The sequence below is a fragment of the Roseofilum sp. genome, from assembly GCF_982964205.1.
In genome coordinates this window covers 1-23,248 of the sequence record NZ_CEZBFX010000076.1, presented here as the reverse complement: position 1 = coordinate 23,248, position 23,248 = coordinate 1, and the positions used below count along the sequence as shown (strand labels likewise).

Below are 23,248 nucleotides of genomic sequence, written 5' to 3'. Positions count from 1 at the left end.
TCGCAATGACTTATCTCAATGATACTGTACTCCGTTACAGCGCAAAGCGCTGTAAATGCCAGTTTTGGTTAAGCGATTGCCGTGAAGGCTGGCGGGAAAATAAGGCCAAGGGCGGTATTTTAATCGATGTGGCAAGCGATGAAATTGTGCAGCAGGGTTTATCGATACCCCATTCACCGCGCTGGTATGGGAATCGCCTGTGGTTGCTAGAGTCGGGTCAGAGCAGCTTGGTAACAATTGAGCCTTTGTCCGGTCAAAGGCAAACCGTCGCCCAACTTCCCGGTTTCACGCGGGGGTTGGATTTCTACGGTTCTTTGGCGTTTATCGGTCTTTCCCAAGTACGGGAAACGGGTGTTTTTAGTGGCATTCCCATTACTGAGGCAAAAGGCGATCGCATTTGTGGCGTTTGGGTGGTTAATATTCAAACAGGAGAAACCCTTGCTTTTTTAAGGTTCGAGGATGCCGTACAGGAAATTTTTGCCGTTCGCGTGCTTCCAGGAATCCGTTTTCCGGAAATTATCGATTTTAATGAGGAATTATTGGCCACTTCCTATGTTTTGCCCGACGAAGCGTTAGCAGAAGTGGCAAATTACAGCCAAGGATAGCATAAGGGTTTCAGCTTATCCAAAACTCATATTACATCACTCTTGATTTCCAAGAGAAATAATCTTTGAAGTCACCTGTAACCCAGCCAATTCTTTCTAAATCGTGCCACAACCACCGATAAACCATCTTAGTTACTGGATACCATCCTAAAGAATCTTCTCTCATATGAATATAAGGATGAATTGGCTCACTGCAATCTCGTAAATGTAAGCGATCTTGCACTATCTTCTTAGACAAATGAGGCAAGCGGTAATCTTCCCTTAATAACCTTTGGTCGCCCAATTCAAAATCTACACTATTTTTAGAACCTTTAGGCAAGGAAACCCAACACCAACTAATACTAACTGAGCCTCGCTTATGTTTAGGGGGTGTAACCACACCTACGATTTTAGCAGGTAGGATTGATGCAAGTTGTAACTCTGCTACAAGATAACTGAACCAAGTATCAAGCAACTGTTGATAGCTATCAATTGCTTTTTGATAAACATCTTCCACATATTCAAGCACCATCTCAGGAGAGACTATATCAGTTTCACAGAAAGATCTGAATGTGGATGGAAGAGTTAAATAAGTTTCATCTTGTGAACGACTTTTGTTTAATTGATCTTCTAATTGACTAATGCAAAATTGAATCATTTTTGAAGCTTTAGAAATTTCTAGTTTATCTAACCTAGATTCAATCTCATCTATCCGAATCGGTTGAAAATTGGGGGAACGTATTCCTGTTACATATAAGGCTCCATGCCAAGCTGCCTCGAAAGAAAGATAACTTTCGGAAACAGGGATACGTCTCTCAATTACGAGTGTAGAGAGTTTCTTAGTAATGATTTGAAAATTTTTCTGCCAAACCCAAGATACTTGTGGTTGATAATAGAGACCGAGACGGTCAACAATATCTGGATTGTCAAAATTGAAGGTAATGAGACACTTTCTCAGGTTGGTTTCATCAATTTTTGTATCAAAAAATTCAACATCTATTCCAGGTAAATTACCATCTTCATTCAATCGCATCACTAATTTGCTAAGACAGCCTATTCCTACAGAACAACTCTCCATCGCTACTCGGAATAAGTTTTCTATTCTCATTGCATCTGGTTCAAAATTATATATTTCAAAACTCCAATATGACATAGAATTATTTAGTACATTAAATGCATAAAATGGATTTGTTTTAACAATTTTCGCAAATTCATATGCCACATTCTCTAACAATTTAGTTTTATCTAATTCTAAAAATTTCAATTGAAAGAATTGTCGAATTAGTGGATGTAGTTGATAGCGTCCTTCCTCCACCCGTTGCAATAAACTTAATCCTACCAAGCCTTCTTGCCAGTCCTCTAAATCTTCCTCATCTACCTCCGAATGAATCGTTTCCACCCATGACCAAGTTATCGGTGCTGGAGCAAACAAACTCAGCAACCGTCCCAACTCTTTCTCTTCCTCTGTCAACTCCTGCCAACTTAACTCAAACGCCGCAGCTACCCCCTGCTTGGCCGTCATCTCCGCCGACCTATCCTGCAAAGAGCGATGCTCTAATCCCAACCGCTCCCGCATCTTCAGCAACGATAAAGCCCGTTTCTTGTCCAAATACCGCCCCACCAACTCCAACGCCAAGGGTAAATAACCCACATCCGCACACAGAGCTTTCGCCGTCTCCAACTCCCGCTCTATCCGCTCCCCTCCCACAAATGACACCAACAACTCCAATGCCGCCTCTGCTGTCAACACCTGCAACTCTAGGCGTTGAAACGATGCCCACTTTTGCTTGCGAGTGGTCACCAACACCTTAAACCGCCCATCCGACGGCAGCACTCCTTCAATCGTCTCGTACTCCTGCACATCATCAAACACCACCAGCACCTTACCCTCCGGTTTCCAGTGCTGCCAACAGTAATCTACCCGCTCTTTCAAATTCCACTCTTCCGAAGGATTCAAATCCAGCCGCGACTTGGCAAAACTCAAAAACTGCACCGCTTCAACTCTTCCGAAGGATTCAAATCCAGCCGCGACTTGGCAAAACTCAAAAACTGCACCGCCACATCCACACCGCGCCCCTCCAACCAGCACGCTCCCCCCGGATAAGCCTTTTCCAGAAACCGACGAGCATACTGTAATGCCAACTCCGTCTTGCCAATTCCCCCCATTCCCGTCACCGAAGTAATCGCCACCCGCTCCGTTCTCTGGAGCTGCTCGTGTAACCGCTCCATCACTTCATCCCGTCCCACAAACTCCTTAGCATCTGTCCGTGGCAGATTCTGGGGGATGCCTACCGGTAGGGGTTTTGGGGGTTGATGGACAATCTTACCAATGGCCGTCCCCACTGGCCCCTCGAAATTCATCTGTATTTCTGGCTTAGACTCCTCTTCCGGCATAACCCGTTGACCTCCAGTCCTCAGCAATCTCTTAAAGTAGGTGAGTGACTCCAAAGTGGTGAACGCCCCTGTATCCAATGCGAACGCACCAGATCTGTGCATCCGGGTATCGTTCCATTAATCGATCCGAAGCCGTCATCGTATCATCTGCTAGTTCAAACGCTCCAGTCTCCAGATCGATCGCCACAATCTTGCCATAATTCCCTTCCTCAACTTCAGGACGCACCTGAGATTGATAAATCTCATTCCCCCGTCGCGCAAATTCTTCCTTACCGTAGCGAAATGATTCAACTGTCATCGGTCTAACCTCATGCTTTTCTAAAAAGGGCATTACGGATTCTGGAACCCTTCATAAGCTGCCACCAAAATATTCACATAAGCATTATCCGTCAGTTCCTTCAGCGCCTCGACTCCTCCAGCCTTCAACGCTGCCATTACTCGTTCCTTGAGCGCCGGATTTTTCTCTATCCCGTTCACCGCAACCTCAATCTCTGCCTGAGTATCCGCAGGCAAGTTCTCCGGGTAGGAGCGATTGAGCAATTGCAGTAACTGCTGAATTTCAGCCGCCGAATCCGCCAGACTCTGCTTCGGATTAACATTCACCGTCTCCGCTTTCCCTACTGCGCTATTCACAGAACTGCTAAAGTTCATCTGCACTTCGATATTAGTTGGGGCATTTTGAGAGGCTTCATTGCTCATACAAGTCATTCTCTATATTGCTAGATTGTTAGTCTAAAGTTTAACCGAAATTAAATGGACGAAACAACACTTGCCAGACCTCCATTCCAGTTGTGGAGCGATCGCCAGATTGCATGGTAAAACAATGAACAATGGGGAGGGGTTTGGGGGACTAGTCCCTCAAAGAGATCTCGCACTCAAGCCCAACCAATCATCATTAGACATCTCCCCTTATCCCGAACTCAGGTTCCTCTACTTCCGGCTTAGACTCCTCTTCTGGCAGCACGATTTTTACTCCTCCAAACTATCCGACAGGTTACGATAACCACTAATCACCCGCACGATTTCAATACTATCCTCCATCACTCGATAGAAGATGATATATCCCATCAACGGAGTCCCCCGTAATCCAGATTTCATACGAGCATAAGAACGTCCTGAATAAGGAAAATCCACCAATTGTTGACATTTGCGATGAAACCCCTCAACGAAGCGGTCTCCTGCCTCAACACTTTTGGCTAAAAAATAGTTAGAAATTTCTTCTAAATCCCGACTTGCCCTAGCCGCAATTCTGAGACGACTCATTGCTGTTGTTCTCTAGCTGACAACACTTTTTGCCGCAGTTGAGCAATAACGGTCTCTCCATCCAATACTTCCCCCCGTTCCAATTGCGCTAACCCTTCCTCAACTTTGTGTCGGGTTTGCTCCAGCCATTGTAAGTATTGTGGATTGTCTTCTGGTTCTTCGAGTTCGGTTTCATCAACCAGAAGCATTAGGGCTGTATCTAAAGCATCTTGCAATGAAGGATATCGACCTTGTTGCACTAATGACGTTAAAAGTTGGGTTTGTTCTGCACTTAAAGTAACAGCCATAAGAATGGTAGCGATCGCAATTTAGAGTATTCCTTGTATCATAACGTTACCCTATGCAAAACACCCTGGAGCGATCGCCAGATTGCATGGTAAATTAACCTCCAGGCGATCGCTCTGGTAAGAGTGGAATAATGTACTCTAATAATTCAGGAATATTCGTTTGAACCACTTGCCACACTAAATCAAGCTTCACCTCATCATAGTCGTGAATTAGGCGATCGCGCATCCCAGCAATTTGTCTCCACTCTACCGCCGAATGGCGATCGCAAAACTCTGAAGAAAGACGTTTGACTACTTCACCAATAATCGTAATTTCATACAAAACTGCAAGTTGAGTTCTTTCGTCACCCTCAAAATCAGCTTGAGTCATATTCTCAGTTAATCGGAGAATAGTCCGACAGAATTTCGCGATATCAAGCAAATAGGATTCGTCCCGACTCATAGATAATCCGTGCTGTACTTAAAATATTCTGGCGACGAATCCAATTATGGCTCTCGATAACCGAGCATTTCTCAATCAGATCCACCTTACGCCCCAGCCAATCTTCAAGCTCATATTCTATCGTCACCAAATCGATTAAACTCATCTGCGCTCTGCGGCGATGGTCAAAAACCACTAAAAAATCGATATCACTCCCCTCGTTAAAATCCTCTCGCAGAATTGAACCAAACAAAGCCAATTCCACAATACTCCAGCGCTGGCAAAAATCAGCCAGTTGTTCCGGAGTAATATCTAAACGGTTATAAAGTCCATCTTCAAGAAGGACATCTACTAAGGTCATAGCCATGATCGTTGTATCGGTTGCCAATGGTGCGTTTCACACTTCCTCAATTAAACCTTCGTCTAAAACTTCTTTAATCAACAGAAGAGGGTTAAGTTTGCCCTATATTGCACTTTTTGACGCGTTACCCTAGAGCGGACGATATACCCGATAGTCAATGTTGGGGAAGATATTATCCATATGCTCGACCTTTTCTAGCCAACCACTATCAATCGTTCCAGCTATCACATCGTCATAGATTTTATTAAAGCGCATCAAATGGGATTTGGTGCGCCGGTTGGCATAGGGAACCATGGTTCCGCTACGCATAATGAACGCCCAGTCTGAAGATTGGGCTAACAGGAGTTCCCTGGCACATTGGTTAATGGCTCGTTCTTCGAGGCGATCGCCTCCTTCACGTATGCTTAACTCTACCATGCGATCGGCTGCCTTATGTAAGTGGGGATAAATCCAACTATTGGTTTCATTCAACCAATATTCATGAAATCCTTTATAACCCCAACTTGACTGGGCAGGACGGCACACTTGTTGGGTAGGATAGTCATTTAAATAATCCGATAAATGGGTCATCGCATAGGTGCTTTGATCGAACCAAGTTTTGCGATACAGATAATCTAAAAACCAAGGTCCTTCATACCACCAATGGCCAAATAATTCCGCGTCGTAGGGCGATAAAATAATCGGCGGACGTTGCATAATGCGGTGCAGATGTTGCACTTGATATTCCCGATTAAACATGAAGTTTCCGGCATGTTCAGCCGTTTTTTCTTTTGCCCAATAGGGATCGTAGAGTTCTTTTTCTGATAATCCTAAGCCTCGACCACTAATTTTATGATATTTAATACCAATATTTTTCCGTTGTCCATTGGGTAAAATGTAAGGTTTAATATATTCATATTCTGCTTCCCATCCCAAGTCTTTATAAAATTCTCGATATTCTGGCGCTCCTGGATAACCCACTTGAGAGGACCACACTTGTTGAGAGGATTCATGATCGCGGCCAAAAGCGGCTACTCCAGTCTCGGTGAAAATGGGGGCATAGGTTCCAAATCGAGGACGGGGACGAGCATACATAATCCCATGACCATCAATGAGAAAATAGCGCAGTCCAGCATCGGCTAGCAGTTCTTCTACACCTTCATAATAGGCACATTCGGGTAACCAAATTCCCCTAGGAAGCTGACCAAAGATATCTTGATAATGATCGCAAGCGACTTTAATTTGTGCCCAAACGGTTTCTGGCCGCCTTCTCATTAAGGGGAAGTAACCATGGGTTGCACCACAGGTGATAATGTCGAGATTATTACTATCCTGAAATTGCTTAAAGGCGGTAATTAAGTTGCCTTGATATCTCTCCCAAGTGGCGCGAGTATTGGCAAATTCTTGGGCATAAAATTCTGCTAAATATTTGAGGTGACCGTGATATTTGTAGCGATCGATTTCTTTTTCAATTAATTCTTGGAGTTGGGCTAAATGGTGGTCATAGCGTTTTTGTAGGAGGGGGTCCATGAGCATGGAGACAAGTGGAGGAGTCAAGCTCATGGTTAGTTTGAAGTCTACCCCATCCCGTTTGAGTCCTTCAAAAATATGAATTAAGGGAATATAGGTTTCTGTAATTGCCTCGTAGAGCCATTCTTCCTCTAAGACATAGTTACTTTCTGGATGACGGACAAAGGGAAGGTGGGCATGAAGAACAAAGGCAAGATATCCAATAGCCATAGAGAGTTCCGTAGGAGTTTGATCAGATGGGTGGGCGTTTTTCACCTCTTTATTACAATACAGCAGTAGTGGGTCATGGTTAATGGGTAATTAGCTAGGCAATAGGCAATAGAGAATTTTCAATTTCACTGCGTCCCTCTATCTCCTCTAATAGGATTGCCATTCAGAATAGGGGGTAGAGTCGATCCTTGATTCTGTTGCCATTTGCGTTAACCAGTCTTGGCCGAGTTGAATGGTGACATCGGATTGTAAACTACCGGTGCTTTCAACACGGACTTCTCCAAACCCGAGGACGTTACGAATGGCTCTGGCGCTTTCGATATTGCCGTCTTGGGCAATAATGCGGGTGGTAGTGAGGGGATCGCTCCAGGAATTAGTAGAATAGAGGTTATAGTAGCCTTGGGCTTCTAACCAAATGAAGAGTTGATCGACGGATTCGAGTTGGCCGGTGGTGTCTTGAATGGCGATCGCCAATTGGGTCGGATCGATCTCATAATCGGTATAGTCGTCATAGGCTTCATAGCCAAAATCAAAATGCTCGGCCATGAGCGAGTCAATACTACCGTAATTCGGAACCCAATAACTGGCATCAAATTCTTCTAGTTCGCTAAATCGCCCGGGTAAGAGTAACATCTGCATTTTAGAGCGATCGGTTTGCCCAGCAAAGTTGGCTAGGGCTAATAATTCTTCTACGCTTAAGTTGGTGTCAATATGGGAGCGAATAACCGATAAAATTTTGGGTAATCTGCTCAGGGTGGCTGGACTGAGGGTTTGTTCCGTCATTGCTCGTAAGAACATCTGTTGCCGTTGAATGCGCCCAATATCGCCTAAATTATCGTAGCGGTAGCGCAAAAATTGTAGAGCTTGAGCACCGTTTAGGTGTTGAGTTCCAGCTTTGAGATTGATGTAGAGATGTTGGCTATCATCTTGGTATTTCATGTCCTTGGGCACATGAACCGTGACTCCACCCAAAGCATCAATCAGTTTTTCAATACCTTGGACGTTGATGCGAACATAGCGGTCAATTCCTACGCCTCCGAGTAGTTCGCTGATGGAACTGGCAGTGAGGGCTGGGCCACCATGGTAGTTGGCTGCGTTGATTTTGACTAGACCATGGCCTTCGACCCAGGTGCGGGTGTCACGAGGAATGGAAAGGAGGGTGACTTTATTTGTGGTTGGCTCAAACCGCAGCATGAGCATGGTATCGCTGAGACCTTCAAAGGAGTTGACGAGGGCGTGGTATCCTAAATCGGCGATTTCTTCGGGAGGGGTGTCTACATCGGAGGTGAGGACTTTTACCCCTAGAATCATAATGTTGACGGGGCGGGTGAGTTCGGGGAGTTGGAGGTTGTTACCGGAAGAGATTTTTTCCCCTTGACCAAAAACGGCAGCTTCTTCTGGAGTGAGTCTGCTTTGCATTAGGGGGGTGCTAATTAAAGAGACGGCTAACAGGGCCCCAGCCGTGGCTGATAATAGGGCAATACCCGTTAGTCCTAGTCCAATGGAGAGCCATCGCAAACCACTCCCAAGGGGTCTGGGGACGGGTTGGGGGTAGGATTTGAAGGGGGTCTTGCGATCGGAGCTTTGATGAATGGACACAGGTTTCCTCACACTTTAATTAGAAATAATGAGAAGAGGTTGGGACTCTTCTGATTTGGGATTCAGCGGCAATTGTTACATATTATTGCCTTTCTCACCACTGGTTGATACCTGGTGAATGTTAGAGTAGGTTTTTGTTCCGGTTAGGGTAAGCGATCGCCGAGTTCAGAAATGCCTGGAATGCAAATGTTTTGGTGTCTCCACAGGCGAACCATTAACCAAATATTAAGGAAAAAGTAGCCGGAGGTGATGGTACTGCTGGTGATTAGCAGGGGAAGATGCAGGGATTCGGAAGCGTTGGCGCTGGTGTTGAGTAGACTAATGGCGATCGCCCAACTGAGGGCAAGAACAACGGCTAAACGGCAGGTGAGTTGGATTTGGCGATCGCCTTTTTTCTGGTAGAGCGTCCATAGAGCGGGGACAAATCCGACGACGGGGGTGAGGTACACATAGAGCTGTAGGCGCTTGAAATAGGGATTTTCCTTATTTTCGGGCGATCGGCGATCGGTCATTATCGAGTTCCATCAGCAAGTCCTTTACTATCCTACAGGCTTTGGCTCATTCCTTCCGGCGATCGGGTTCCCTCGTCTGGACAATTTTGGGCACAATGGAACTTATTCATCGTTTGCTCAGAGTTTCCGGTTATGTTTTGGTTTCATCTATTGTCTGCTACCCTAACCAGTTTATCGGCACTGGCCGTTTTTCCCCCCTATTCTGCACCTGTTTCTACTTCATCAACTTGCCAATCTCTGAGTCAGCCCCCCAATTTTCTGGTGGTTGCGGGTGGTGCAAATCCTGCCACTAACGAAATTGCCCTAGAAAAAAACGTCCTTTATTTTCAACGAGTGCTGAAATATTTGGGCTACAACCCAGAACAGGATGCTGATTTTTTCTTTGCCAATGGAAATAATGGACAGCTTACTGTACGTTATTTAGATGAGAATCAGGAAGAAAAATTCAAAGTTCCTCAAATCCCCTTCTTAAACGGTTCTTCCACCTTAAAAAACTTGACCAATTGGTTTCAAGCGCCCCTCGCCCAATCTCTCGATCGAGGCTTGTTTCTCTATTTTACTGGCCACGGCTTACAAAATCAAGAAAACACTGAGAATAATACGCTTTTATTGTGGGATCGTCAACAAGTCAGCGTGCAAGAGTTTACCCAATTGTTAGACCTCATGCCCGCCGAAAAGCCTGTAGTTATGATGATGGCTCAATGCTATTCTGGCTCCTTTGCCAATATGATTTATGAAGGGGGAAATTCAGAGAATCCAGTTGCCCCGCAGACTCGATGCGGTTTTTTTGCCACCGTAGAAACTTTACCTTCGGTCGGTTGCACCCCAGAAGTGAATGAAGCAGATTATGTGGACTATAGCTCTAGCTTTTTTGCCGGTTTAAGTGGTCAGAAGCGCACGGGAGAAAATGCCCCTTCTGCGGATTATAACCAGGATGGTCGTATTTCCTATAGGGAAGCCCATGCCTTCGCGAAAGTAGACAATAAATCGATCGATTTGCCCCTATCTACTTCGGAAAATTGGCTACGGCAAAAGGCATCAGAAGCAGAGATTCAAGCCATTTTAAAAGAACCGATCGCTACGGTGATGAAAACCGCTCGTCCTGAGCAAGTTTATGTGATTAATCAACTGATGGAGACATTTGAATGGAATCATCTCAAGTCTTATCTGGAAAACTTAGAAGATATTAATCCAGAAACCCTAGAAGATGAAGTGCAAGAAGCCTTGGCAGTGCGATTAATGCTAGAGCTGGTGAATGTGGGGATGGAAGATAAAGTCCGTCAGAGCGATCGCGAAGAAGATTTAGCGATCTTAAATCGCTTGTTAGAGTGCGAGCAAGGATCGTGGCGGTAAGTAAGTATAATATAATTCTGTCCATATCCAAAAATTTGCTAGATAATGCTCGTGCAAAGGAGGCAGAAAATAGCCCGCCAGGAATCTACTATTTAAGGGATCTGTATAAAAGTGCTATCATCGTTATCCATCAATTGCCGAGAACTCCAGAAACTCTATGGTTGAGACTTCTGGGAAGAGGAACAGTTCAACAACAAGCCATTCAAGAATTGGAAAGCCTGCCGCAAACCCATCGCTGGCGAGGGAATGTGATAGAATTGGTATGCCATTTTTTAGCGGTTTTAGCTCTACGGCAAAACCCAGAAGCCGATCCAGATGAGGAGGTGCTAATCGTGACTCTAGCTCAACTGTACGAAGAGGCGATCGCTCAACTGCAAGAAGAAACACGACAACAGGAAAAACTCCGTTTCGTTACTAATCTTCTACGAGTCCGTTTTGGAGAAGTGGAGGAGGAACTGCTGACTATTGTGGAGGAAATTGCCACCCTGCCATCAGATGAGTTTACGCCCCTGTTGCTACAATTGTCTCGCGAAGAGCTATTAGAGCGATTTAGAAAGGACGCAGAATAGGGATGGGGATGATCTGATATCGTATCACGGCTAAAACCAATTGAGACCGATCAAATCTATGCCTGAAATTGTTGAAATTCCTCTAGAATTAACTCAGTTTCAACTGCCAGTAGCAGTTCACAATCGCTTGCAATTCCTCTTAGATTGTCAGGATGAGGGTTATCTTCTGTCTTCAGAGGAACGACAGGAAGCGGAGGGACTGGTTGAACTGGTAGAGTTTTTATCCTTACTCCAGTTACGGTCAACACGGGTGAGTCGGTAATCATCGAATGACTAAAATTCCTACTAGCCTTCGTCAATTGGTTATTCAACGGGCCCAAAATCGATGTGAGTATTGTGGTATTTCTCAGGTCGGTCAAGTGGCAACCTTTCACATTGACCATATTATTCCTGTGGTTGCAGGAGGTGAAACTACATCAGATAATTTAGCACTTGCTTGTGTTTCATGTTCGCTTCGGAAAGGCGCAAGGCAACAAATTAAGGATTCAGAAACAGGGGAAGTTGTAAATATTTTTAATCCTCGTCAACAGAGATGGCACGATCACTTTGCCTGGAACGGTGTGGAGGTGATTGGGTTAACCCCAACAGGTCGAGCAACAGTAAACGCTCTGCATTTGAATCGACCGACTATGTTGGCAATTCGAGTAGAAGAGGAGTTATTGGGGCGACATCCTCCTCCGACAGACATGACATCATAGAAATAGCTGGGCATCCCTAGGGCGATCGCCTAGAATGGAAAATACAGATGACGTGAGTTCGCGATCTCCACACTTTAATGCAGTATGAACGGAAAAGACTTGCGCAATACCTCAACTCACTTTTGCGCAGTTATATGGAAAGTCATAGGGGGTAGCTAGGGAAGAAGCGATCGCCTCCCCATCGGCGATCGCCAAGAAGTAGGATAAAGGGATTTAAGCTTTTATCCGTTTACGTGCCCTTCCCAATCCAATTGTTGTAACTACTCCTAAGATAGATAATACTCCTAGTCCGGGTTCTGGTACTGACTCTGCTTGAACGGACTTAATCTTAGCAGATAAACCAACTGAATCTGCTGCCCATCCGTTTCCGCCATGACCGACAGCAAACTCAATGATGTCACCAGCTTCTGCAAAAACATTGATATCGAAGGATATGGGGTTGGAGTTTTGTCTGCCGTTTACATAACCACTGAATATATTGTCCAATCCATGCCAGATACTTACGTCAGAAGTAGCGTTTGTGATTTTCCGAAAGTGTCCGAACACTTGCCACTCTCCTGTAGTTGGAGCTGTCCAACGAAGAACAGACTTAGTACCGTTAATAGATGGGTGCATGTTTAACAGATCTGGTGTCCAATTATAAGGTAAATTTCCCCCAGACGTATTCTTAATAATGTACGGAAAATTTCCATACTGAGAAGAATAGTTTCCTTGCCATCTAATGCGGTTGTTATCTGTTTGAACGCTATTTAACAGGACTGAGGAATTTAAACCTCGTCGGTAGCTCCATACCCCGTTTACATCTTGGTTGCTGTCTGCTGAAAAATCAGCAGTTGCATCATAGAGTGTAAATGCACTAGCTGAATTTGATGCCAAAGTAAGTCCAGAAAGAATCAATCCAGAGATGATAGAACCCGTTGCAACTTTGCAGAAACTGTTCATAATAGATTCCTCAGAATAGTAATTATCAATTTTTTGAAGAGTAGAATGCGCCCTGAGTGTAAGCCGGTAGTTTACCAATCCGTTTTATGCTTGCAGGGATTCTAGCACAACTAAAACGGTTTAGCACTCGCTTTTATTATCATTCGATTAATGGAATTTCCCCAAAAAACGCTCTAACCATTGCCGTCGCCAGGTGAGGCGCAGGAGATACATCCACAGCAAAACGATCGCCAGAATAAAGGCGTAATCTGATGCTGATAATAGCGTCAAGTCAAAGAATCTTCTCACGGGGGCGATCGCCAAAATAACCGCATATAACCCCAACAAACTCACTGCTACCCTCGTATATCGCCAATCTCCGCTCAGGGGTTCCACCGCTACCCAAAACCGCGTTGGGGGTTTGAGAAATAGCATTAACGTTAAGCCGCAGAAGATTAAGAGGGTGACTAACGCGCTGCGCGGAATAGCTAATAATTCATTATCGACAATCACCATTCCACCCTGACTCACGGCTCGCCAAACACTGGTAACTAAATAACCTAAATAAACGATTAATCCAGCTAAGGTTACTGATAATGTGGCAGGTAAAATAAACCGGAATAAAGAACGGATCGGATTTCTACCCTGTTCCCCTCCTGGTTTGGCATAAATGGGCAAACTCATGGTTGGAAAGCCGACAGAAAGCGCAGTCACCAAAGCGCTATGTTTATTCAATAAGGGAAATGTGCCAATCACTTGACCTGTGGCTAAAATGAGTAACGTAAAGGAAAAAATACGGATAATAAATAACTTCAATACATCCTGAATTCCGTTTTGAATTCGTTGCCCTTCCAACAGTGCAAAGGGGAGAGATACAAAGGAATCTTTTAATAACACCAAATCTGCCACTGCTTTGGTTGCTTTACTGCCACTTTCCATGGCTATCCCCAAATTCGCTTGTTTCAGGGATAAAACATCATTCACTCCATCCCCAATCATGGCTACATAAATTCCTTTTTGCCGCAATTCTTTCACCAATTGCGCTTTTTGATCGGGAGTAATGCGCCCAAAAATGGTATAGTCTTGAACGACTTGCGGCCATTTTTGCGGCTCAATTTGGGCTAACTCCGCTCCCGAAATCATTGCCAAGTTGCCCTCTAATCCAACCTGACGGGCGATCGCCTGTACCGTCTGCGGATAATCTCCCGAAATAATCTTCAGTTGCACCCCCGCTTGTTGAAATCCTTGCAGCGTTTCTAACACTCCCGGACGCAATTTATCTCCTAAAATGACCAATCCCAAAGGGGCGAGGGTAGGGGGAATCGTGGGCGTATTGTCGCGTTCGCGAAGCGACTCCAAAGGAGTATCGTAAAGGTTGATAATCTCTGGAGAACCTGCAAACAGCAAGACGCGATAGCCTTGTTCCGTCCACTGGTGAATCGTTTCCCCGATATTCTCGGAAAGGGGAATCGAACGCGCTAGGATATCCGGAGCGCCTAACACATAGGTTCCTTGTACCGCCCCAGGAGCAAAAACACACCCGCTCCACTTGCGTGCAGAAGTAAAGGGAACTTCCTCCTTAACGGGTTGTGGGGAATGGGGAGAATAATGAGCGATCGCCTCACTCGTAGCGTTTTGAGTCGTCGAACTCGCGGCATAAACGCCTAAAACCTGCTCTAGACGCTCTGTTTCGCCATCAATTGCCTCTAACTGATGCACTTCAATTTGATTCGCGGTTAGCGTTCCCGTCTTATCCAAACAGAGAATTTCCACATGGCTCAGGGATTCCACAGAATTCGCCTGTTGAATCAGAATATCTCGATCTAGCATCCGCACCGCTCCCAGAGCATAGGCTAAAGTAATCGATAAATAGAGGCCCGCAGGCACTAAACTAGAGATTACCGCCGCTTTTTGCACCCCATCGCTCACCGATAAGGTACGGCTGAGAACGGCGATCGCCACTAAAATCCACAGAAATCCAGCCACCAAGATAAAGATGCGAATCACCAGATTAATCCGATCCTGTAAAGGAGTATACACCTGTCGCACCGCCCTAGCCCCCGAAGCCAGACGATAAGCGAGGGTTTCCTTCCCCACCTGTTGTGCTTCATAATACCCATTGCCGCTAATGCAAAACGTGCCAGAGAGCAGGCGATCGCCCGGTTTTTTGACAATGGCATCACTTTCCCCCGTTAACAGAGACTCATCCACCTCAATTTGTCCCTGCAACACCTCCCCATCAAGGATGATTTGCTCTCCAGGAACCAGATGCAATACATCTCCCTGAACCAGTTCACGAGGATCGAGGGTGCATTCTTCACCATTGCGCATCACCCGCGATCGCGGACGAGTTAACAACGCTACCCGATCTAACTTGCGTTTCGCCCAAATTTCCTGACAGACACTCACCATCACTGCACTAAACAACACCGCAATCACAATCGCTCCATCGCTGTAGCGTCCCAGGGAAATTAGCAGCATAAAAATCGAAAAGAATACCCCATTAATGAAGGTAAACACGGTTTCGCGTAAAATATCTTGATAGGAGCGACTATTGGGTAAACTAACATTATTATGCAAGCCTGACCGATAGAGACTTTCCACGCGATCGTCCGTTAATCCGGTCGGTATAGAATTAGCATTTACCATGAAGCATGATTGATGGATAATGAGGGAATAAAAAGCCAAGCGGCTAGGTACATTTGAGACTCAATTATCAGGTTTATTTTATGATTAATCAACTCAACGATCGCTATGCAATTGACGGCCAACTCAAATTTATTGATGGCACAACCGAGTTCCCACCCGATCGCATTATATCGGTTCCTGAAGAAGTAGAAGGCTTTCCCATTATCCAAATTGAGAATAACTTCGCCAAAGCTACCATTGCCCTTTATGGAGGTCATGTCCTCTCCTTTCAACCCATGACTGAAGCGGAGGATCTCCTGTTTCTGAGCGAAACCGCACGCATCCAAGCGGGAAAAGGACTGCGCGGTGGAATTCCCGTTTGCTGGCCATGGTTTGGTCCCCATCCAGAAGATTCAAAACTTCCCAGTCACGGGTTTGTACGCAATCGGTTTTGGTCAGTTTTGTCCACCGCAACCACTCCAGAAGGAGAAACCCAAATCCAGTTAGGATTAACCGATACCCCAGAAACTCGTAAACTTTGGCCCCATGCTTGGGAATTGATCGTTGATATTGTCGTCGGTGATACCTTAACCGTGGGTTTAATTACTCGCAACCGAGGGAATGAACCCTTTACAATTACCCAAGCCTTACATACCTATTTCCAGGTCGGCAATATTGATGGAGTCAGGATTTTGGGCTTAGATAGAACAGAATATATTGATAAAGTCGATGGTGGAGCGCAAAAATCTCAAGCTGGAGTGGTAGAAATTGACTCAGAAGTCGATCGCATTTACATGAACGTTCCGCCTAAGTTAGCGATTGATGATTCCACCTGGAAACGCCAGATTCAGATCCTTTCTAAAGGGAGTAGCAGCGCTGTCGTCTGGAATCCTTGGTCTGAGAAAGCTGCTAAATTTGCCGATTTAAGCGATGATGGCTATCTTCGGTTTGTCTGTGTGGAAACCACTAATGCAGGGCAAGACCAAATTGAAGTGTTCCCCGGACATGAATATCGATTAGAGTCGAAAATTAGGAATTGAAATCATCGTAGGGTGGACAGGAGGATGAGCTATTGAGTCACTTTCGACAACTTTAGCCCTGCCCACCTTATATCCTGAGAGGGTTGCTACAGATAATTGACGCAAAAATCAACTTCCATGTTGACATAATTCTACATCTAAGGGTGCGCTTTTTCGCCCATTGTACAAATGGGTAGTTACAGCCACTATTCGATTGTCTGTTTTTCCAATTTCTCCCAGATATTGCCGTCCGACTCCACTGGTAAAGTGGCCGCTTTTACGATGCCCAGTATCATCGACAATCAGGGCAAATCCTGACTTGATTCTCATTGGAGAACACTTGTTCATTACTTGCAGACGGCCCTCATTTATTTGCGTACCATGCCAGGGGATATTGGTAAACAATGTAGTCTATTTTTGGCATCAGTCTAAAATAGAAGAGTAGAAAGGGAGATAATAATGAACCGATTAAAACTGTTTCAGTTGATCTTATTTATGGTGCTTGTAGGTGTGGGCTTTGCCGCTGATAGCAGGACAGAACCCTTGCCAGAAATTGCCCAAATCTCCAAGAATCTTACTCGACCTAGACTGCTTAATCCTGCGGAACTGGGTTGGGTGGAGCGCAATTTGTTATTGCACGATTCATTACCCGATCGCGAAATTATTATTGACCAAAGTTTTTGGCTCGGTTTTCGAGGGTTAGGCGATGTTGCTTTTGTCTCCACGGAGTTTAATAATAGCTTGGAATTTCATGTTATGCAGCCTAATGGTGAAGTTATTCACACTTTACCGCAAAACTCCCATGCAGAATCTTGGATTTTGTGGAGTTTAGAAGCTGTATCTTTCCAGGAAATTGACTTTGATGGTTCAGAACCAGATATTATCGTCGTTGCTGAGTATATCATTGGTGCTGGACCCAGGGGATCTGAGCCTTTTCCAGTAACTACGGTCTACTTTAATCAAGGCAGTCGTTTTAGCACCGATCCTGAGCTGAATAAATTATTAACTGAACGGGGAGTTAGCACGATCGCCGAAGCAGAACAAATTCTCCGCAGCGAACTGATGTTTTTACCCTAACCATAGAAGAGAGGAGTAAAAAACTGGTAAATGAAAGCACACTTTTTATTGTACCTCATTTATTTGAGAAATGCTATACAATATTTTAGTTCCTATTTACGCCACTTAAAAATCAATGTTGTAAACCCGCCCGATTGCTGGCTGTTGGGTGGAGTTAGGGCGGGTTTACAGAGGTTATGGGTTGGTATTGTAAATCGTTGGCGAACCCGCCCCTACAGGCGATCGCTTCTTCTGAAAATTGATAACTTCCCATTACGTTAACCCATATTCATCTCGCAATCTCGCTTGTAATTACTCGAACACAAGTTCGCCATCTCTGACCTTACCTTCTCGGATTTGTTGTATTGCACTACCAATTTTTTGGTGCAATTCTTCTAGTTGAACATTTATGACTGAGTTTTGTGCGATCGCTTATGTAAAAAAGTTATTGACTTTGCAAGAAAAATCAGGAAGCAAAGGAGATGTTATCTCATCTTCCTCTAATAAGGTCATCACTAATCCCAACTTTGCTTGTTCCCGTTGATAAACTTCTACTGTCTTTAATCGCCAGTCTACAATCCAATATTCCCGAACACCTTGATTAGAATATAATTTTAACTTGCTTTCTTTATCCCGACGAACATCAGCTTTACTTTCTGATAACACTTCAACCACTAACTCTGGAGCCGCGATAAAATGACCCGATTCATCCACACAGTTGTTTAACCTCTCATTCGTCATCCAAACCAGATCGGGGATAACATTATCGGTGTCAGTAAAGATCAGCCCTGGATTGAAGATTACTTCACCCAATCCCGCTTCGCTTGACCAGTTTTCTAGGGCTGTGCAAATTTTGCCAATGGTCTTTTGATGTTTCCAATGGGGGGCGTGGGTCATATACAATTCTCCATTGATAATTTCATACCGGTTATTGTTATCGGGCAACAGTTCTAAATCGGCTGATGTCCAGGGAATTTGAACGTTCGTCATAGGGGTGAGGGGCTATCTTACTGAAGTTGATTTAACTATAACGTTTTCCGGCGATCGCTGCTATCCTGAACTCAGTACTACTTTTTACTCTGGTTCGTGAACTATGGCTGCTCTAACCCTCGACCTCAGCCCGATCGCCACTTTAACCCGCAGTGAGTTCCGCAAGCTCTGCGCTGCTAACCGCGATCGCAAATTAGAACGAAGTCCTCAAGGAGAACTCATTATCATGTCCCCAACGGGTGGAGAAACTGGCTCTTGGAATTCTGAACTAATTATAGAAGTAGGTCTTTGGAACCGTCAGCAAAAAGCTGGTGTGATTTGTGACTCCTCGACTGGGTTTGAACTGCCATCAGGGGGCGATCGCTCTCCGGATGTTTCCTGGATACCCTTAGAAAAATGGAATGCTCTCACTCCCCAAGAGCGCAAAGGCTTTTTGCCCCTATGTCCCGATTTTGTCATCGAGCTACTGTCCCCTTCCGACTCTTGGACAGCAGGAGTGCGAAAAATGGAAGAATATCAAGCCAATGGTTGTCGTTTAGGCTGGTTATTAGACCCCAAAGGCAAGCGAGTGGGAATCTATCGTCCTAATCAACCGGTGCAAATTCTCCATCAACCCCAAATTCTTTCCGGAGAGGATGTGTTAGTGGGATTTGAATTAGGTGTACAGTTTTTGTGGATTGAATAATGTAGTGAAGGAATGGCAAAGTTAACAATAGCTTTGAGCTATTTTGGCTATCTTCAAAAACCGCTATTGACGTAACGAATTGTAGAGCAAATTGCGATAAATTCCTATGAATTTAGATCTGATTCAATTCTTTAATGCATGTAATCCTAGCAAGACATTGAAAATCGGTCAACCGGAAGACCGTCGATATTATATTGATTTTTCACCGGTTCGCGGCGGCAATGTGATTCGTCGTTTGCAACGAACTATTACCCACCAAGCAGAACAGGCAACCTGCCAATTGTTTACGGGACATATTGGCTGTGGAAAATCGACAGAATTATTTCGGCTCAAAACCCAATTAGAAGAGAAGGGTTTCCATGTGGTTTACTTTGAGTCCAGCGCCGATCTGGATATGGCAGATGTGGACATTAGCGATATTTTACTGGCGATCACGCAGCAAATCACCAGTAGTTTGGAAACCGCTAATATTTATCTTCAGCCCAATTACTTTATCAAATTATTTCATGAGATTGAAGACTTTTTAAAGGCTCCAATTGAATTTTTGCCTGAAGCCGGCATTTCTCTGCGATTAGGGATTGGTAGAATTACGGCAAAAGCGAAGGCAAGTCCACGACTGCGGAGTCAGTTACGACAATATTTAGAACCGCGAACAGCAAGTATTCTCGATGCCATTAATCAAGAAATTATGGGGCAAGCCACGGAAGCATTGAAAAAGAAAGGTAAAAAAGGATTAGTGGTCATTGTTGATAATTTAGACCGGGTGGATATTTCTCCGAAAAGTTCGGGACGCTCTCAACCGGAATACCTGTTTATCGATCGCGGAGAACAGTTGAAACAGTTAAATTGCCATATGGTATATACCATGCCTTTAGTGCTACTTTTTTCTAATGAATTCAGTTCTCTCACCAATCGCTTTGGTGTGAAACCCCTGGTATTACCAATGGTTGCCGCGACATATCGAGATGGAAGCCCTCGTCTAGAAGGGATGAAATTGCTACGACAAATGGTTCTGGCACGAGGGTTTCCCCATCTCCCTCTGCAAGAGCGAGAACCTCTGGTGCTAGAACTTTTTGATACGTCCGAAACCTTAGACCGACTGTGTCAAATTAGTGGCGGTCATGTGAGAAATTTATTAGTATTGTTGTATAGCTGCTTGCAAGAAGATGACCCCCCAATTCAACGAGACAATTTAGAGCGAGTGATTCGGGAATATCGGGATGATATGGTGGCAGCCATTAAAGATGACGAATGGGAACTGCTGCATCATGTAATCCAACATCACGATATTGTGCAGGGAAAAGAGGAATATGAAATCTTGTTGCGAAGTTTGTTTTTATTAGAGTATCGAGATCAAGAGGGGCGTTGGTTTGGGATTAATCCCGCGATCGCCGAATCCAAGAAATTCCAGCCAAGATGAGGGTATGACGACCACTAGCACTGAGTCCAATTCTGTTAACGATCGCGCCTTAAAAACACTATCACGGGCGATCGCCCATTCTCAAGGTCATTTTTCCCTCATTTTAGTCCGCAGTAACTATCAGGTTTTGACCGCAGAAATGGTTGAACGTCTGCAAGACTCCTGCTGTGTGCCGTTGCAGGAATTTCAATTGCCGCCCTCGGTGAAAACCCTGTATACCGCCATTCAGGATCGTTTGCAGCAGGAACAGCCTCAAGGGTTACTGGTATTTGGCTTAGAGTCCATCGATGCGGTGGAAAAAATCCTCAATCCTACCAATCAGGTGCGGGAAGAGTTTCGTCAAAATTTTACCTTTCCCCTGGTGCTGTGGGTGAACGATCTGATTTTGCAGAAATTGACTCGGTTTGCCCCTGATTTTAAGAGTTGGGCAGCCATTCCGATTAAATTTGAACTGGGGACAGAGGGTTTATTAGAGGCGCTACAGCAAACGGTGGACGCAGTGTTACCGACACTTTTGGAGGTAGGCGCGGGAAAATTTATTGAACGCGAGCGAATTCCTCTTCCTGCGGGCTGTTTGCGGCTCGCGGAGCTAGAAATGGCATTTCGGGAGTTACAGCAGCACTCACAGCCCCAGGAAGCTTCTCTAGATGCCAATTTACATTTTTTGATGGGGCGAGAAGCGGATGCATCGGGCGAGAAGGAAAACGCCAAGCAGTGTTATGAACTCAGTCGCCAGCGTTGGCAAGAAGTCATCGACAATAATCCCTCACCCACCCATTGGACGCACTATGGCTGTTTGTTGTTTTATTTGGGATTATGGTGGCGGCAGTATGCAACGCTCCATCGCCACGAGTATGCGGAGGCTTGTCGGCAGGCGAAAGACCATTACCAGAATTGTTTGGAGGCTCTTCAACAGGCAGAACATCCGGATTTGCAGCAAAAGTTTATTAATGCCATGGGAGAGGTGTTAACGCGCCTAGGAGCGTGGCAGGAACTCAATGCTGTTGCTCGGAAAGCGGTTCCTTTACATCAAACCTATGGGGATTCTGTACGCCTAGCTCACAGCTATGGTTTTTTGGCTGAAGTTGCTCTAGCTCAAGGGCAACCAGAAGAAGCTCAAAAGTATGCACAAGAGGCGTTGCAATTGAATGAAGCAGCGCCAGATTCCGGTTTAGATTGGAGCTGGCATCAAGCCTATCATCGCAATTATTATCGCTTGCTTTTAGCCCGATCGCAGCAAGACTTGCGTCAGATTCCAGAGGCAGTCGAGAATCTGGAACTTGCTCGTAGAGAGAGTTTACCAGAACATGACCCGCCATTGTATATTCGCATTTTGGAGAGTTTGCGATCGCTAAAATTCGACGCTGGCGAGTATCTAGAAGCTTTTGAAATTAAACAGGAAAAGCAGTCCATTGAGCAACAGTATGGGTTGCGAGCATTTGTGGGAGCGGGACGGTTGCAGGTGAGACGACAGGTAGCTCATTTGGCGCTTCCCCATCGAGAGGGACAGTTAAATGTCACCGCAGAAATTGCCGCTTCCGGACGACTGCAAGATATTCAGCGCTTGATTCGTCGCATGGGTCGCACGGATTGTAAACTGACGATTATTCACGGACAATCTGGGGTGGGCAAAAGCTCCTTAGTCCAAGCCGGATTAGTGCCAGCGTTACGAGAGAAGGTGATTGAAGCCCGTGATGTGTTGCCGGTTCTCGTACAATCTTATGGTAAGTGGGAGAAAACAATTGGCGCAGAGTTTCCGAGGGGTTGCGAGCATTTACCACAAACAAGTTTACCGATTTTAGAGGATGCTGAAGCCATTGTAGACCAACTGCGGCAAGGGAGCGATCGCGATTGGCTGACGGTGTTAATTTTCGATCAGTTTGAGGAGTTCTTTTTTGCTCACAAAGATCCCCAGGATAGAAAGCCCTTTTTCCAGTTTCTAGGGGAGTGCCTGAATATTCCCTATGTGAAAGTCATTCTTTCCTTGCGCGAGGATTATCTGCATTATTTGCTCGAATGCAACCGACTGGTCGATCTGGGTATTATCAATAACAATATTTTAGACAAAAATATTCTCTATTATTTGGGTAATTTAGCACCTAATGATGCGCGATCGGTGATTGAAACCTTAACCACCAATTCCCAATTTTATCTGGATGCCGACCTAATGGATGCCTTAGTCGCAGACTTGGCGAGAGATTTAGGGGAAGTGCGTCCCATCGAGCTACAAATTGTGGGAGCGCAACTACAAACGGAGAATATCACTACCTTAGCCCAGTTTAATAAATATGGCTCGAAAGAAGCCTTAGTCGAGCGCTTTCTCGATGAAATTGTCCAAGACTGCGGTCCGAATAATACCAACCTAGTCAAGATTCTCCTCTATCTGCTCACGGATGAAAATAATACTCGCCCATTGAAAACTCGCGTAGAACTGAAGAATGAGGTAGAGTTAACAGACGAACGATTGGATTCCATCCTCAGTATTTTGGTGCGATCGGGTTTAGTTTTTCAAGTTCCCGGTTTTCCCGATAAACGCTATCAACTCGTCCATGATTATCTCGTTCCCTTCATCCGGCAAAAACAATCCCAACAACTCATCGCCGAACTAGAAAAAGAGCGCGAACAGCGACGCTTAACCGAAGCCAAACTCAATCAAGCCCTTCAGAAAAATCTACGCACCGCACGCCGAGCCACCGCCACATTAGCAGGCTTATTATTCGCCATTACTGGAATCGCCAGTATTGCCACTGTTGCCGGAATTAACTTATA

Annotated in this window: 24 protein-coding genes and 1 pseudogene; 10 read left to right on the top strand and 15 right to left on the bottom strand. The window is 45.1% G+C overall.

The window, feature by feature from the left end; genetic code table 11:
* On the top strand, positions 1-605 hold a 605-nt coding region (locus AC3A14_RS17020), incomplete at its 5' end, for a DUF4915 domain-containing protein (protein ID WP_487779076.1).
* A 31-nt stretch (positions 606-636) separates the two neighbouring features.
* On the opposite strand, the gene AC3A14_RS17015 is transcribed toward AC3A14_RS17020, so the two are convergent.
* From AC3A14_RS17015 to AC3A14_RS16965, 11 genes are all read right to left on the bottom strand, one after another.
* Positions 637-2,568 carry a hypothetical protein gene (locus AC3A14_RS17015; RefSeq protein WP_487779075.1) on the bottom strand — a complete coding sequence of 644 codons (1,932 nt, stop codon included), beginning with the start codon at positions 2,566-2,568 and terminating at the stop codon, positions 637-639.
* Entirely contained in the window at positions 2,565-3,005 is a 441-nt protein-coding gene (locus tag AC3A14_RS17010) for an ATP-binding protein (RefSeq protein ID WP_318736754.1), read from the bottom strand. Before AC3A14_RS17010 ends, AC3A14_RS17015 begins: the two co-directional genes overlap by 4 nt.
* 4 nt (positions 3,006-3,009) lie before the next feature.
* Positions 3,010-3,276, bottom strand: coding sequence for a hypothetical protein (locus AC3A14_RS17005; RefSeq protein WP_318699982.1), 267 nt, complete (start codon positions 3,274-3,276; stop codon positions 3,010-3,012).
* Positions 3,277-3,308: 32 nt separating this feature from the next.
* Positions 3,309-3,686, bottom strand: coding sequence for a hypothetical protein (locus tag AC3A14_RS17000; RefSeq protein ID WP_318720125.1), 378 nt, complete (start codon positions 3,684-3,686; stop codon positions 3,309-3,311).
* Between the two features lie 261 nt (positions 3,687-3,947).
* Entirely contained in the window at positions 3,948-4,241 is a 294-nt protein-coding gene (locus AC3A14_RS16995) for a type II toxin-antitoxin system RelE/ParE family toxin (protein WP_318699980.1), read from the bottom strand.
* Positions 4,238-4,528, bottom strand: coding sequence for a ribbon-helix-helix domain-containing protein (locus tag AC3A14_RS16990; RefSeq protein WP_318699979.1), 291 nt, complete (start codon positions 4,526-4,528; stop codon positions 4,238-4,240). The genes AC3A14_RS16995 and AC3A14_RS16990 overlap by 4 nt, the downstream gene beginning before the upstream one ends.
* 94 nt (positions 4,529-4,622) lie before the next feature.
* Positions 4,623-4,970, bottom strand: coding sequence for a HepT-like ribonuclease domain-containing protein (locus AC3A14_RS16985; protein WP_318733376.1), 348 nt, complete (start codon positions 4,968-4,970; stop codon positions 4,623-4,625).
* Positions 4,942-5,316 carry a nucleotidyltransferase family protein gene (locus AC3A14_RS16980; protein WP_318733375.1) on the bottom strand — a complete coding sequence of 125 codons (375 nt, stop codon included), beginning with the start codon at positions 5,314-5,316 and terminating at the stop codon, positions 4,942-4,944. Before AC3A14_RS16980 ends, AC3A14_RS16985 begins: the two co-directional genes overlap by 29 nt.
* A gap of 123 nt (positions 5,317-5,439) precedes the next feature.
* The gene (locus AC3A14_RS16975) at positions 5,440-7,029 is read right to left on the bottom strand and encodes a glycoside hydrolase family 57 protein (protein WP_318699976.1); all 1,590 of its coding nucleotides are present in this window, start codon (positions 7,027-7,029) and stop codon (positions 5,440-5,442) included.
* Positions 7,030-7,176: 147 nt separating this feature from the next.
* The gene (locus AC3A14_RS16970; protein WP_318733374.1) at positions 7,177-8,628 is read right to left on the bottom strand and encodes an LCP family protein; all 1,452 of its coding nucleotides are present in this window, start codon (positions 8,626-8,628) and stop codon (positions 7,177-7,179) included.
* A 143-nt stretch (positions 8,629-8,771) separates the two neighbouring features.
* Positions 8,772-9,140, bottom strand: coding sequence for a hypothetical protein (locus AC3A14_RS16965; protein WP_318733373.1), 369 nt, complete (start codon positions 9,138-9,140; stop codon positions 8,772-8,774).
* A gap of 132 nt (positions 9,141-9,272) precedes the next feature.
* Between AC3A14_RS16965 and AC3A14_RS16960 the strand changes: the two genes are divergently transcribed.
* The 4 genes from AC3A14_RS16960 to AC3A14_RS16945 are packed head-to-tail and all read left to right on the top strand — an operon-like array spanning position 9,273 to position 11,760.
* Positions 9,273-10,493: a caspase family protein gene (locus AC3A14_RS16960; RefSeq protein WP_318733372.1), complete on the top strand. Its 1,221-nt coding sequence runs from the start codon at positions 9,273-9,275 to the stop codon at positions 10,491-10,493.
* Between the two features lie 35 nt (positions 10,494-10,528).
* Positions 10,529-11,062: an RpnC/YadD family protein gene (locus tag AC3A14_RS16955; RefSeq protein WP_318733371.1), complete on the top strand. Its 534-nt coding sequence runs from the start codon at positions 10,529-10,531 to the stop codon at positions 11,060-11,062.
* Between the two features lie 58 nt (positions 11,063-11,120).
* Positions 11,121-11,324 carry a hypothetical protein gene (locus AC3A14_RS16950; protein ID WP_318733370.1) on the top strand — a complete coding sequence of 68 codons (204 nt, stop codon included), beginning with the start codon at positions 11,121-11,123 and terminating at the stop codon, positions 11,322-11,324.
* Positions 11,325-11,331: 7 nt separating this feature from the next.
* Positions 11,332-11,760 carry an HNH endonuclease gene (locus AC3A14_RS16945; protein ID WP_318733369.1) on the top strand — a complete coding sequence of 143 codons (429 nt, stop codon included), beginning with the start codon at positions 11,332-11,334 and terminating at the stop codon, positions 11,758-11,760.
* 213 nt (positions 11,761-11,973) lie between these two features.
* On the opposite strand, the gene AC3A14_RS16940 is transcribed toward AC3A14_RS16945, so the two are convergent.
* Together AC3A14_RS16940 and AC3A14_RS16935 are read right to left on the bottom strand one after the other, a co-directional pair.
* Positions 11,974-12,702, bottom strand: coding sequence for a hypothetical protein (locus AC3A14_RS16940; protein WP_318733368.1), 729 nt, complete (start codon positions 12,700-12,702; stop codon positions 11,974-11,976).
* A gap of 147 nt (positions 12,703-12,849) precedes the next feature.
* Positions 12,850-15,330: an HAD-IC family P-type ATPase gene (locus AC3A14_RS16935; protein ID WP_318733367.1), complete on the bottom strand. Its 2,481-nt coding sequence runs from the start codon at positions 15,328-15,330 to the stop codon at positions 12,850-12,852.
* Positions 15,331-15,410: 80 nt separating this feature from the next.
* Here AC3A14_RS16935 and AC3A14_RS16930 point away from each other — a divergent pair, with 80 nt between their 5' ends.
* A complete protein-coding gene (locus AC3A14_RS16930) occupies positions 15,411-16,349 on the top strand; it encodes a D-hexose-6-phosphate mutarotase (protein ID WP_318699968.1) in 939 nt (312 codons plus the stop codon).
* Positions 16,350-16,460: 111 nt separating this feature from the next.
* Here AC3A14_RS16930 and AC3A14_RS16925 read toward each other — a convergent pair.
* A pseudogene (locus AC3A14_RS16925) lies at positions 16,461-16,709 on the bottom strand (transposase); the annotation flags it as partial.
* Positions 16,710-16,787: 78 nt separating this feature from the next.
* On the opposite strand from AC3A14_RS16925, the gene AC3A14_RS16920 reads away from it, so the two are divergent.
* Positions 16,788-17,405: a hypothetical protein gene (locus AC3A14_RS16920; protein WP_318699967.1), complete on the top strand. Its 618-nt coding sequence runs from the start codon at positions 16,788-16,790 to the stop codon at positions 17,403-17,405.
* 411 nt (positions 17,406-17,816) lie between these two features.
* Here the strand turns inward: AC3A14_RS16920 and AC3A14_RS16915 are convergent, their stop codons facing one another.
* Entirely contained in the window at positions 17,817-18,374 is a 558-nt protein-coding gene (locus AC3A14_RS16915) for a Uma2 family endonuclease (protein ID WP_318699966.1), read from the bottom strand.
* Between the two features lie 103 nt (positions 18,375-18,477).
* On the opposite strand from AC3A14_RS16915, the gene AC3A14_RS16910 reads away from it, so the two are divergent.
* The 3 genes from AC3A14_RS16910 to AC3A14_RS16900 all read left to right on the top strand — a co-directional run.
* A complete protein-coding gene (locus tag AC3A14_RS16910; protein WP_318733366.1) occupies positions 18,478-19,059 on the top strand; it encodes a Uma2 family endonuclease in 582 nt (193 codons plus the stop codon).
* Positions 19,060-19,165: 106 nt separating this feature from the next.
* A complete protein-coding gene (locus tag AC3A14_RS16905) occupies positions 19,166-20,479 on the top strand; it encodes a P-loop NTPase fold protein (RefSeq protein ID WP_318733365.1) in 1,314 nt (437 codons plus the stop codon).
* A gap of 4 nt (positions 20,480-20,483) precedes the next feature.
* Positions 20,484-23,248 (top strand): tetratricopeptide repeat protein (locus tag AC3A14_RS16900; protein WP_487779074.1); only part of this gene is annotated, 2,765 nt, incomplete at its 3' end.

Coding starts and splice junctions, on each gene's coding strand:
- AC3A14_RS17005 (WP_318699982.1), bottom strand. CDS start 3,276: ATGACAGTTGAATCATTTCGCTACGGTAAGGAAGAATTTGCGCGACGG.
- AC3A14_RS17000 (WP_318720125.1), bottom strand. CDS start 3,686: ATGACTTGTATGAGCAATGAAGCCTCTCAAAATGCCCCAACTAATATC.
- AC3A14_RS16995 (WP_318699980.1), bottom strand. CDS start 4,241: ATGAGTCGTCTCAGAATTGCGGCTAGGGCAAGTCGGGATTTAGAAGAA.
- AC3A14_RS16990 (WP_318699979.1), bottom strand. CDS start 4,528: ATGGCTGTTACTTTAAGTGCAGAACAAACCCAACTTTTAACGTCATTA.
- AC3A14_RS16985 (WP_318733376.1), bottom strand. CDS start 4,970: ATGAGTCGGGACGAATCCTATTTGCTTGATATCGCGAAATTCTGTCGG.
- AC3A14_RS16980 (WP_318733375.1), bottom strand. CDS start 5,316: ATGGCTATGACCTTAGTAGATGTCCTTCTTGAAGATGGACTTTATAAC.
- AC3A14_RS16975 (WP_318699976.1), bottom strand. CDS start 7,029: ATGGCTATTGGATATCTTGCCTTTGTTCTTCATGCCCACCTTCCCTTT.
- AC3A14_RS16965 (WP_318733373.1), bottom strand. CDS start 9,140: ATGACCGATCGCCGATCGCCCGAAAATAAGGAAAATCCCTATTTCAAG.
- AC3A14_RS16960 (WP_318733372.1), top strand. CDS start 9,273: ATGTTTTGGTTTCATCTATTGTCTGCTACCCTAACCAGTTTATCGGCA.
- AC3A14_RS16950 (WP_318733370.1), top strand. CDS start 11,121: ATGCCTGAAATTGTTGAAATTCCTCTAGAATTAACTCAGTTTCAACTG.
- AC3A14_RS16945 (WP_318733369.1), top strand. CDS start 11,332: ATGACTAAAATTCCTACTAGCCTTCGTCAATTGGTTATTCAACGGGCC.
- AC3A14_RS16940 (WP_318733368.1), bottom strand. CDS start 12,702: ATGAACAGTTTCTGCAAAGTTGCAACGGGTTCTATCATCTCTGGATTG.
- AC3A14_RS16935 (WP_318733367.1), bottom strand. CDS start 15,330: ATGGTAAATGCTAATTCTATACCGACCGGATTAACGGACGATCGCGTG.
- AC3A14_RS16930 (WP_318699968.1), top strand. CDS start 15,411: ATGATTAATCAACTCAACGATCGCTATGCAATTGACGGCCAACTCAAA.
- AC3A14_RS16920 (WP_318699967.1), top strand. CDS start 16,788: ATGAACCGATTAAAACTGTTTCAGTTGATCTTATTTATGGTGCTTGTA.
- AC3A14_RS16915 (WP_318699966.1), bottom strand. CDS start 18,374: ATGACGAACGTTCAAATTCCCTGGACATCAGCCGATTTAGAACTGTTG.
- AC3A14_RS16910 (WP_318733366.1), top strand. CDS start 18,478: ATGGCTGCTCTAACCCTCGACCTCAGCCCGATCGCCACTTTAACCCGC.
- AC3A14_RS16905 (WP_318733365.1), top strand. CDS start 19,166: ATGAATTTAGATCTGATTCAATTCTTTAATGCATGTAATCCTAGCAAG.